9 protein-coding genes are annotated in these 12,009 nt (G+C 35.8%); all 9 read right to left on the reverse strand.

Translation table 11 applies throughout. From position 1 onward, the window contains the following. Position 1: 1 nt before the first annotated feature. The 9 genes from gatC to pcrB all read right to left on the reverse strand — a co-directional run bounded on the left by gatC (position 2) and on the right by pcrB (position 11,976). Positions 2-292, reverse strand: a complete 291-nt coding sequence (gatC, locus tag BKP37_RS10240; protein ID WP_071309505.1) for an Asp-tRNA(Asn)/Glu-tRNA(Gln) amidotransferase subunit GatC — start codon at positions 290-292, stop codon at positions 2-4. 245 nt (positions 293-537) lie between these two features. Continuing rightward, a complete protein-coding gene (locus BKP37_RS10245) occupies positions 538-2,070 on the reverse strand; it encodes a flotillin lipid rafts scaffold protein FloT (protein ID WP_071309506.1) in 1,533 nt (510 codons plus the stop codon). Positions 2,071-2,083: 13 nt separating this feature from the next. Next, positions 2,084-2,617 carry an NfeD family membrane protein gene (locus BKP37_RS10250; RefSeq protein WP_071309507.1) on the reverse strand — a complete coding sequence of 178 codons (534 nt, stop codon included), beginning with the start codon at positions 2,615-2,617 and terminating at the stop codon, positions 2,084-2,086. Between the two features lie 9 nt (positions 2,618-2,626). Then, complete coding sequence (locus BKP37_RS10255; RefSeq protein WP_071309508.1) at positions 2,627-3,298, reverse strand: PspA/IM30 family protein; 672 nt, start codon at positions 3,296-3,298, stop codon at positions 2,627-2,629. 249 nt (positions 3,299-3,547) lie between these two features. Beyond that, positions 3,548-5,029, reverse strand: a complete 1,482-nt coding sequence (gene putP, locus BKP37_RS10260; RefSeq protein WP_211271442.1) for a sodium/proline symporter PutP — start codon at positions 5,027-5,029, stop codon at positions 3,548-3,550. Positions 5,030-5,552: 523 nt separating this feature from the next. After that, on the reverse strand, positions 5,553-6,746 hold the full coding sequence (locus tag BKP37_RS10265; protein ID WP_071309510.1) for a CamS family sex pheromone protein: 1,194 nt from the start codon (positions 6,744-6,746) through the stop codon (positions 5,553-5,555). A 127-nt stretch (positions 6,747-6,873) separates the two neighbouring features. Then, complete coding sequence (gene ligA / locus BKP37_RS10270; protein ID WP_071309511.1) at positions 6,874-8,874, reverse strand: NAD-dependent DNA ligase LigA; 2,001 nt, start codon at positions 8,872-8,874, stop codon at positions 6,874-6,876. Positions 8,875-8,934: 60 nt separating this feature from the next. Then, entirely contained in the window at positions 8,935-11,175 is a 2,241-nt protein-coding gene (pcrA, locus tag BKP37_RS10275; protein ID WP_071309512.1) for a DNA helicase PcrA, read from the reverse strand. A 93-nt stretch (positions 11,176-11,268) separates the two neighbouring features. Next, positions 11,269-11,976 (reverse strand): heptaprenylglyceryl phosphate synthase, encoded by a 708-nt coding sequence (pcrB, locus tag BKP37_RS10280; protein WP_071309513.1) that lies wholly within the window; start codon positions 11,974-11,976, stop codon positions 11,269-11,271. Positions 11,977-12,009 lie beyond the last annotated feature (33 nt).

A 12,009-nucleotide genomic window follows, 5' to 3' on the forward strand; every position in this document is an offset into this window, starting at 1 on the left:
TTTACTCCATAATTGATGGTACTTTTACTTGTCCATCTTGTTCATCTGGTGCATTCTTTAATACTTCTTCATTTTTTAAAGATTCTTTGACAACATCTTCACGTAAAACATTTTTAATGTCTAACACATGTGTTGTCGGTTCAATTCCTTCTGTATTTAATTCATTCAATTGTTCTGCGAAGCTAATTATCTTGTCAAGCTGCTCTGTAAATTGCTCTACTTCCTCTTCAGTAACTGAAAGACGAGCTAAGTGAGCCACGTGCTTTACTTGATCTTTTGTAATTCGAGCCATCATTCCACCTCCACAATTTATCCAATTAAAGTAATCCATTATCACAATATATAGATAATACCAAACAACCCCTCTTTATTCAATAAAGCCTAGATGTTTCGAGTAATTAAACGTTTAATTTTTAAATATAATAAAGCTTCCTTAATTGGAATCTAATCAACTGGGCAGAACTATTCCATTTAACCGAAAACTATCTCAAATATACAAAGTAGAAAAACCAGCAATTTCTGCTGGCTTTCTACTAATTATTTTTCTTTTTTATTTTCTCTTATAGTATTTTTTGCTAGATCTGTTGATAACTGATCAATGCTTGCCTTAACATTCCCTTTTCCAGAGAAATTTTCAATTAATTCTTTTACGTCTATACCCGAAGAGGCTTTAAGTGATTCTTGCAATGTAGACATTAGATTTGTTGCATAGCCAGTAACTTTATTTGCTCCTCCATTTTCGCCACCTGAACCTGTATCAACAACTGTAATTTTATCGATATTTGATAATGGACTCGCAACTTCCTTCGCATAAGACGGAAGCATTTTTAGAATCATATCTAACGTTGCAGCTTGGCCGTACTTCTCAAATGCTTCAGCGATCTTTTCTTTCGCTTCTGCTTCAGCAAGACCTTTTAAGCGAATAACTTCTGCTTCTGATTCACCTTTTGCTCTTTGGGCTTCTGCTAAGGCAAGACCGTCAATACGTACTTTTTCAGCTTCTGCTTTTGCCATTGCTTCAATACTATATTTCTTAGCATCTGCTTCAGCAAGCTTTCTTCTTTTTTCAGCTTCCGCGGATTGTTCGACCGCATAACGATCAGCATCTGCTTTTTTCTTAACTTCAGAGTCGTACTGTTTCTCACGACGGGCAATCTCTTTTTCTTCTAATTCAATTTGCTTTTGACGCTCAATAATTTGAATTTGCATTTGTTGTTCCATAACTTCTTGTTTCGAACGCGCTTCTTCTAAGTGATACGCTTGGTCGGCTCTCGCCTTCATTACATCTTGCTCTCTACGAAACTCGGCAACTTTTAATTTATTAACCTTTTCTGCTTCTGCAATCTCTGTTGCTCTTTCTAATTCTGCACGTTTTGCTTCTTTATCAGCTTCTGCTCTTCTAATTCTTGTTTCTTTATCTGCTTCTGCTGTCGCAATATCAGCATCACGCTTCACTTGAGCAATTCGCGGTTTCCCTAACGATTCTAAGTAACCATTTTTATCACGTACGTCTTTAATCGTAAATGAAACGATGACCAAACCCATTTTTGCTAAGTCTTGAGAGGCTACTCGTTGTACTTCTTGAGAGAATTTTTCACGATTTTTATAAATTTCCTCTACTGTTAAAGAACCTAAAATAGAACGTAAATGACCTTCTAATACTTCTTTCGCTTCGTTTTCACGATCTGCTTTTGTTTTCCCTAAAAATTGTTCTGCAGCCGTGGCAATCTCACCGATCGAACCACCAATTTTTATAATAGCAGTTCCATCTGCCATTACAGGTACGCCTTGCTCGGTATACACTTCAGGAGTAGATACATCAATTTTACTAGATAATAGACTTAAAGATTCTGCCTGTTGGAATACCGGTAATACAAATGTACCGCCACCACGAACGATTTTTATTCGGTTCCCCGCTTCATCAATGTTTACATTTTTGCCACCTAAATAACTTCCTGTGACGATCAAGGCTTCATCAGGGCCTGCAGTTCGATACTTCGAAACAAAAACACCAATAAGCGCAAGAGTTAAAACAGCTACAATACCTAAAACAATCCAAATAAGTTCCATAAAAACCTCCAAATTAATCTAATTTCTCATGTGGGAGTACATGTAATACCCCATTTTTCACTTCAATTACCAATACATCCTCATCATACTGGATCGCTTTTTTCTCAAAGCTAACCGCAGACTTCGAAATATTTCCACCCTTACCTTGAATAAGAACTTCTCCGAATCCATCCTCTGGGATTGAGATAATTACCTTTCCAACTCTTCCCCGCAAATCTTCATCAGAGTAAGCTAGTGTCGCCTCCGCTTGTGATAATGGAATGAGAACAAACACATTTAATAATGTGACTAAAATAAGTGCCGTCACAAGTGAGACAATAAATATAATAAGGCTATGAACGGTTGTAAACTTCTCCATTAAATAAGCCATCGAACTAAAAATAGTAATAAAAGATAAAATAAGTGTCGGGTTTATAGGACCTTCTGAAAAGCTTTCGAAGATCCCTTCTACTAAATCACCAAATAAAATATAGAGTAAGGTTAAACTTCCACCAATAATAAACCCGAACAAATAAACCGTTTCTAAAGAATACCCGAAAAGCTCCATCAGTTACCCTCATTCATCTTTTAATTTTTCTTTTAAACGTGCCAACTCTTTATCTATACTATTCTCTTGGTCGAGTGACTCAAGCTCTTGATCTAAGCTTTGGTTAGAGAGTCTCAAATCCTCACTAGCCTCAGCCTCTGCTTCTAATTGCATCACCTTTTTTTCCATTCGTTCAAAACCTTGCTTGGAACCTTCGTTATTCATCGATGATAGTGATCGGTTCATTTGCCCTTTTGCCTTTGCTGCTCCAGCTTTACTTTTCAACGTATCTCGCTTTAATTCCATTTCTCTAAATTCCGATTTCATTTGCTTCAATTTTTCTTTTAACTCTTCTGCCTGAAGCACAACATCTCGATGTAATGCTTCTAATTGTAAAAACTCTTTTGCTACTCTATTTTTATCCTCTAAGGCTCGTTTCGCTAAGTCTTCATTACCTGCCTTAAGTGCTTTTAACGCTTGTTGCTCACGTTTCTCAACCTTCTCTTTAGCATCTTGGACTTTCTTACTAAATAATTTTTCTTCAGCAATCATTTTTGCCGTAGCCGCTTCTACCTCCTTAATTTCACTAGCCATTTCTCTTACATACTGATCTAACATCTTTTCTGGATCTTCTGCTTTTTCTAGCATGTTATAAAGCTCAGAGCTTACCACTGTTTTTACGCGCCTGAAAAATTCAAACAAATTTATCCCCCCTAAAATAGATGATATTAAAAAAATAGAAAAATAATGATTTTTTTCCTTATTCAGTAATTATTTACGTGTTTTCTTTTTATTAAGTTTCACTGTTATTGTATTTTTTTAAAAATTTTCTACCAAAGATCTAAACGCATGTAATTGAATGTTAGACAGCTTACTACCTTCCAAAAATTTCATATATGGTAACATAGTAAAAAAAATCAGTAGCTCATAGGCCACTGATTTTTTCCTTACTTAGATCTTACTTGTTTTTACACTATCAAACTCTTCTTGAATTTCTTTTGATGGCTCTTTATCGATGAAGCTCACTACCATAATCGCAATCCAACCGAAGAGGAAACCTGGGACGATTTCATAAACGTCAAATAAACCACCTGAAAGTTCACTCCAAATAAAGACTGTCACCGCCCCCACAATCATACCAGAAAGGGCACCGTTACGAGTCATTCGCTTCCAGAATAGAGAAAGTATAATAACTGGTCCAAAAGCTGCTCCAAAACCGGCCCAAGCGTAAGAAACTAGATCTAATACAGTACTTTCTGGATTATATGCTAATATAATCGCGATAACTGCAATAACAATAACACCAAGTCTACCTACCCAAACAAGCTCCGTTTGGCTTGCATTTTTTCTGAAAATTGATTTATAAAAATCTTCTGTAATCGCACTTGATGATACGAGTAGTTGCGAATCAATGGTACTCATAATAGCCGCTAAAATCGCTGCTAGTAAAAATCCTGATACCCAAGGATTAAATAAAATTTGAGTAAATAAAATAAAGACAGTTTCATGAGCCCCATCGGCTAACGGATCAACACCAGGACCAAACTCTGAGAAGTAGGCAATTCCTACAAATCCTGTGAAAATAGCGCCCATTAAAGCAAGTACCATCCAGGACATTCCGATTAATCTCGCTTTCGGAATTTCTTTTGAAGATTTAACTGCCATAAAGCGAGTAATAATATGAGGCTGACCAAAATAACCTAGCCCCCATGCCGCAAGCGAAATAATCCCAATTCCTGTCATTCCAGCAAAGACATCTAATTGTGAAGAATCAATATTTCCAACTGCATTAACAGTTTTACTCCAGCCACCCATCTCAGAAATAGCTACAATTGGAACGATAATTAGAGCTAAAAACATTAAGATCCCTTGAAAGAAATCAGTCCAACTTACTGCTAAAAATCCACCTAAAAACGTATATGAAATAATAACAATGGCGCCAATCCATAAAGCTTGTGTATACGATAATCCAAACGATGCTTCAAATAATAGTGCACCACCAACAAGTCCTGATGAAGTATAAAAAGCAAAGAAAATTAAAATAACAAAAGCAGATATAACTCTTAATACCTTTGATTTATCGTGGAAACGATTTTCTAAAAAGTCAGGGACCGTTATAGAATCACCAGCAATCTCGGTATATTTACGTAAACGCGTTGCTACGAACTGCCAGTTTAAATAGGCACCTACAGCTAAACCAACAGAAATCCAGATAGCTTCCATACCAGCGACATACGCATATCCTGGTAAACCTAATAGTAACCAACTACTCATATCCGAAGCTCCAGCACTTAATGCAGCTACTCCTCCCCCTAATCTTCTTCCACCTAAAACATAATCTGATAAATTACTAGTAAGTCGGTAGGCTACTAAGCCGACCGCTAACATCCCTATTAAATATACAATAAATGTAACTAACGTTGCAGGTTGCAAATTTATTCTCTCCTCTCAGTAAAGTAAGTAATAACAGATAAAACAATCAATAGTGGCATCGGTACAAACAACCAAAACCAAGTAGCTGCTGTTAGTGTGTGTTCCATTTTCTTTACACCACCTTCCTTACATTTTCTCTAAGCTATTCGATCTTTCTAATATTCAACTTTATTCATTAGATTGAAAATTCAATCTACACTAAAAAATCCCTAAAACGAGCTAACACTTGATACTATAACACAAAATAATAAACCGAACATTCTAATTATTATTTAAATGAAGTTTACTTGAATTTTTATTCAACATCCCCGTATAATAAAGCGCTTTCTCTTATATATAGGAATATATATTCATGAAATATTATTTAAATTAATTTGAGCTTTTTTGAATTTTGTTATTTTCTTAGTAAATTCCTTAATAAAAACACATTAAATTTTAATTTTTTATATATATTCTTTAACGAAAAAGTTAGAAGTGCTAAACAATAATAATAGGTGCAAAAAGAACCCTTCAAAAAGGGTTCTTAACGATAAATATGAACAAATGGCTGTTCGTTAGGATGACTGACAATGATACTCTCGGCACCTTCCAATGAGGAAATATACGCTTGAACTGTTAAATCAGGTGGAAAATACTTATTCATTCGATCAGTTACATATTGTGTCATCGCAATTATTTCAGCTTTCCCATTTGTTTGTAAATTAATTTCTATTGTAAGTTCTTGAATTTGATCATTTTTGTACCTTGCTTTTCCAACAACTCCAATATAATTATCAAAAAAACCATCTATATCTTGTTTAAAATTATCAAAACGGTTGGCGTCTTCGCGGTGCATAGAAGTTGCTCTACTAGAAGGGAAGAAAAAGTGAGCATCACTGATTTTTTCCCATTTATCAATTCTTTTGCCTGGCTCTACCACTGTCAAAGCGATAAAAGTTCCAGGTACGATAGATTGGCGTCGTTCTTCTTGATATAAAGCAATGATAATTGGTACATTGGCAAGATTATCTTGTTTTCTAACACGTTCAAGAACCTCTCCTGCTATTCTTTTACCCTCTTCAAAAACCTCATCATCATCAAGAGCCAAATCAAATACAGCCCCGTAGTCTTCAGTTCTATAATAGTATACCGAACTTAATGAAATACCTAACACTAATCCCCCTAGTTCAATAGTGCCGTTATCCGCTTCTCGTAAATAATTATGTTCCATTATATGAGATAAATATGATGGCTGACTTTCATGACGGTTTCGTTCATAACGTACTCGTTCCCAGTTTTCCATTTTATCTAAATCTTTTGTAATTTCTGGTAAAGGTGGGTTTAGCCCTTCCATATGATCTTTTCGATCTTCATCATACCTTCGTAACCAGCCATTAATTACTGAGCTTTTTAAATACTGTCCTTCTTGAAAGAAGTATCCGTCTTGAGGAAATCTTGTGGATGCTAATTCCATTAAACCAATTTCTAATTGATTAATATCAATCCGATTATTAATTGCATGCGGTACTAAACCTCTAGCCTCACTATATCGATACCTACCATCAAGCAATACCGTTTGGTAATAGTTTTCAGGGGTGTTTAAGTTAGGACTAATAATTACGTGCTCATTTTCTTCCGGATCTTCAAAAACCATTACTTCTTCTTCTTTAACCAAGACATTTAAACAGCCAGATAAAATAAAAATAAAGACCAGTAATAAACCGAATAATTTTTTCATAAAAAACAACCCTCCTCTTGTAGAAAAGCATAGAAACTGCAGAGCTAAGCTAAAAAAGCGTACCATGCAAATTAAGATAGAAGAGTTACAAAAGGAGGCCCAATTACATGGACCGACACCCGTTTCGTTATTTATTTAACTCTTCTACTAACTTCGCTTCATCCCAAACCTCAATTCCTAAGCTTTCAGCTTTAGTTAACTTTGAACCAGCTTTTTCCCCAGCAATCAAAAGATCTGTTTTAGCACTAACGCTACCAGTTACTTTCCCACCTAATAATTCTATTTTTTCTTTTGCTTCTTCTCTTGTTAAGATTTCTAGCTTACCTGTTAATACTATAACTTTATTTAAGAAAATGGAATCACCAGTTATTTCTAATTTCTTTCCTTTGTACTCAGTATTTACTCCTAACGATTTTAATTCGTTAATTAAGTTAGTAACCTCGGGCTTTTCAAAATAACTATAAATTGAACCAGCCATTTTTACTCCAATTTCATTTATGGCTGTTAACTCTTCTTCTGTAGCTGCTTGAATTCCTTCTATCGTTTCAAAATGTTGTGATAACGTTTTGGCCGCTTTTGCTCCGACAAACCGAATTCCTAGTCCAAACAATAATTTCTCTAAAGAATTCTCTTTTGAAACCTCAATAGCATTTAAGAGGTTTTCTACTGATTTTTCACCCATTCTTTCTAACTTTAGAAGTTCATCTCTCTTTAGTTTATAGAGGTCTGCAACATCTTGGATCAATCCATGGTCAAATAATTGCGTAATTACTCTTTCACCTAACCCATCGATGTTCATTGCATTTCTTGAGACAAAGTGAATTAAGCCTTCACGAATTTGGGCTGGACATTTCGGGTTAATACAACGTAATGCCACTTCTTCTTCTAATCGTACTAACTCACTTTCACAAGCCGGACATTGGGTTGGCATATGAAACTCTTCTTCTGCCCCTGTCCTTACATCTTCTAATACATTAACAACTTCAGGAATTATATCCCCTGCCTTTTTAATAACAACTTTATCACCTATTTTAAGGTCTTTTTGGCGAATTAAATCTTCGTTGTGTAATGATGCTCTTTTCACTGTTGTTCCAGCTACTTGAACAGGAGTTAATAAAGCGGTTGGTGTGACTACCCCAGTACGTCCTACACTTAATTCAATTCCCTCAAGAGTTGTCACAACTTCTTCAGCTGGGAATTTAAAAGCAATTGCCCACCTCGGGCTTTTTGCTGTAAACCCCAACTTTTTCTGCGCTTCAAGAGAGTCTACTTTGATGACAATCCCATCAATTTCATAGGAAAGATGAGGGCGGCGATCTAACCAACCCTCTACATATTCAATGACTTCATCTATATTATTACAATGCTTTGCTTCTTTATTTGTTTTGAGGCCAAGTTTACTCATATACGCTAATGCCTCGGTATGAGACGGTAACACTTTTTCTTTAATCTGAGCTACTGAATAAAGAAAAATATCTAAGTTTCGTTTCGCTGCTATTTTCGGATCTAATTGACGCAATGAACCAGCTGCAGCGTTTCGTGGATTAGCAAACGGTTCTTCACTAGCTTCTCGTTTTGCTTCATTTAACTTTTCAAATGATTGCTTTGGCATAAAAGCTTCTCCACGAACTTCTATGTCAACTTCTTCCTTTAAACGCATCGGTATTGAGCGAACAGTTTTTAAATTATTCGTGATATTCTCTCCTGTTGTCCCATCTCCTCTTGTTGCGCCAAGTATAAATCGACCTTTTTCATATTTTAGGGAAACAGCAAGACCATCAATTTTCAATTCACATGCGTATGAAACAGGTTCTCCAACACCTTCTGTAACTCGTCGATCGAAGTCACGAAGATCTTGCTCATTAAATGCATTTCCTAAACTTAACATAGGAATTTCATGCTCAACTTTTTCAAAATGAGGTAATGGAGCTCCTCCCACACGAACAGAAGGGGAGTCTTCTGTTATAAGCTCAGGGAACTCGTTTTCAATCGTAACGAGTTCTTGCATCATTTTGTCATAGTCAGCATCCGACACGATTGGGTTGTCCAAAACATAATAGTGATAACCGTATTCTTCAAGCTTGTCCCTTAATTGACTTAATTTTTTTTCAGCTTCAATACGATTCATTTTACTCGTCCTTCCTTATCGAATGTAGATTGTTTTTTAACACCATTCTACATTTTTCATTTATACTTTATTAATTGGGGCAAATTTGGCTACTAAGCGTTTAATTCCAATCGGTTGTGGGAAGGCAATATCTAGCTCAACATTTTCCCCTGATCCTTTCATACTGACAACCGTTCCAATTCCCCATTTTTTATGTTCAGCTTTATCTCCGACTGACCAAGTAAATTGATCTCCACCTGTTGTTGTCATCTGCGGTTTTGAAACAGTAGACATCCTCTGCCTTTGCGGTGCTGTAAAACTACCGCCAATAGCAGAGCGAGAAGTGTTCATCCTCGTTGGCTCTTCTTTTTTCTCGTTTAGAGATTCTAATACTTCACTAGGAATCTCAGTAATAAATCGAGATTGTGGATTGGTATTTGTACGGCCAAATAAAGTTCGCATTTTTGCACAAGAAAGATATAAACGCTGTTCAGCACGGGTAATTCCAACATATGCAAGTCTTCGTTCCTCTTCCATTTCTTCTTCTTCAAACAAGGAACGACTATGTGGGAAGACTCCTTCTTCCATACCAATTAAAAATACGACAGGAAACTCTAATCCTTTTGCCGAATGAAGTGTCATTAGTAATACTCGATCTGAATCTTTTTGATCTTCCTCCTCTTCATCTACCTTATCGATATCAGCAATAAGAGCTAAATCTGTCAAAAAGGCTACTAACGACTTATCATCATTTCTTTTTTCAAATTCTGTTGTAACAGATAGAAATTCATCGATATTCTCGAGTCTGCTTTGGGCTTCAATTGTTTTTTCATTTTTGAGCATTTCACGATAGCCTGTTTTTTCTAACAATTCTTCTACAAGTTCAGTAACAGATAAATATTCTTCTAATTCAACCCATCCTCGCATTTGGTCGATAAACAACGCGAGTTTATTTGTAGCGCCTTTGCTTAATCCTAGTTGTTCAACTTCATGTAACGCTTGAAAAATAGAGATTCCTTGAGAAGCTGCAAAATCAGCAATTTTATCAATTGTAGCAGCACCAATTCCTCGTTTTGGTACATTAATGATTCTTCGTAACGAAATATCGTCATCAGGATTTGCTACTACGCGTAAATACGCTAAAACATCTTTGATTTCTTTACGGTCATAGAACTTTGTCCCACCAACAATGTTATAGTTAATATTTGATTTTACTAAGAGTTCCTCAATGACACGAGATTGGGCATTTGTACGATATAAAATAGCCATATCTGAAAGTTTATAACCGTGTTCGTTCATTAACTCTCTAATTTTCCCTACAATGAAATATGCTTCATCATGTTCAGTATTGCCAACAAAACAAGCGATATTTTCGCCTTGTTGATTCTCTGTCCATAACTTTTTCGGTTTGCGACTAGAGTTGTTGTTTATCACTTCGTTAGCTGCTCTAAGAATCGTTTTCGAGGAGCGATAATTTTGCTCAAGCATAATTGTTGTCGAGTTAGGATAGTCATTTTCAAATGATAAAATGTTGGTAATATCAGCACCACGCCAACGGTAAATGGATTGGTCAGAATCCCCTACAACACAAATATTTTTAAAACGTTCAGCAATCATTCTCACTAACATATACTGAGCCCTGTTAGTGTCCTGGTACTCATCAACGTGAATGTATTGAAACTTTCTTTGGTAAAACTCTAATACTTCAGGAACCTGTTTAAATAACTGAATGGTTGACATGATTAAGTCATCAAAGTCTAACGCATGGTTTTTACGTAATTCTTTTTGATATTCTTCGTATACATCTGCCACCGTTGATTCGTAGGGTCCATTGGCAACCTTGACATAGTCTTTCACTGTTTTCAATTCGTTCTTTGCACTACTGATACTACCTAATAAACTTTTTGGCTCAAATTTCTTTGGATCAATATTTTTTTTCTTTAATATTTGTTTAATAACTGATAACTGATCACCTGGATCTAAAATAGTAAAATTTCGTTTTATCCCGATGCGATCTATATCCCTTCTTAAAATACGGACACACATCGAGTGAAACGTCGATATCCAGATATCTTCCGCCATTGGTCCAATGATTTTTTTTACACGTTCTTTCATTTCTTTTGCGGCTTTGTTTGTAAATGTAATTGCTAATATTGACCAGGGCGCCACTTCCTTTTCGCCAATTAAATATGCAATTCGATTTGTTAATACTCTCGTTTTTCCTGATCCGGCACCTGCCATAATCAACAAAGCACCATCCGTATGCTTCACTGCTTGTCTTTGTTCATTATTCAATCCATCTAACATTGATTGTGCATTCATCTTTTCACCCACCACCAAAACGTATGTTCTCTTTTATTTTAATGCAATTTATAAGTAAGAGCAAACTCAATTCTAAATTAATTCGATAAACAACTACTTGTATGCACCTTTTTTCATTCGATCTTTACAACGAACAGTCGAAAGAGCTTGTTTAATATCTTCGTAAATAATATTTCCCACAACAATTGTATTCGCATATTGCGCCATTTCTTTTGCCTGTTCCAACGTTGCTATTCCGCCTCCATAAAATAACTGTGTTTTCTCAAGTACATCACTTACTTCTTTTACAACCTCGACGTCACCATAAATACCGCTATATTCTAGATAAAATATTGGAAATTTATACATCTTTTCAGCCATTTCAGCATACGCTACAACGTCTTCTTCAGTCAATTTTGCTTTAGCTTCCGTCAATGTAGCAACCTTACTATTTGGATTTAAAACACAATAGCCTTCCATCACAATTTCATTCCAGTTCATAACCGCACTAAATTCTTTTACAGCTTTATGATGAAGCCCTATGATCCATTCTGTCGAGCTACTATTTAAAATTGATGGAATAAAGTAATAATCAAAGCCTGGAGTCACAGTCTCAATTGAAGAAACCTCAAGTGCACACGGTACTGAGTACCTCCTTACTCGCATCAGCAAATCTAAGACGTTATCCTCAGTAACACCATCACTACCACCAATAATGATCGCATCGGTTCCTGACTCACATATACTTTCAAGATCTTTATCACTAATTTCCTTATTAGGGTCAAGTTTAAATACGTGCTTCCATTCCTGATATTCAAGCATTTTTCGGGCTCCTTTTTTATACCTTCAGAGTTA

The organism is Anaerobacillus alkalilacustris, from assembly GCF_001866005.1.
GTDB classification, from domain to species: domain Bacteria; phylum Bacillota; class Bacilli; order Bacillales; family Anaerobacillaceae; genus Anaerobacillus; species Anaerobacillus alkalilacustris.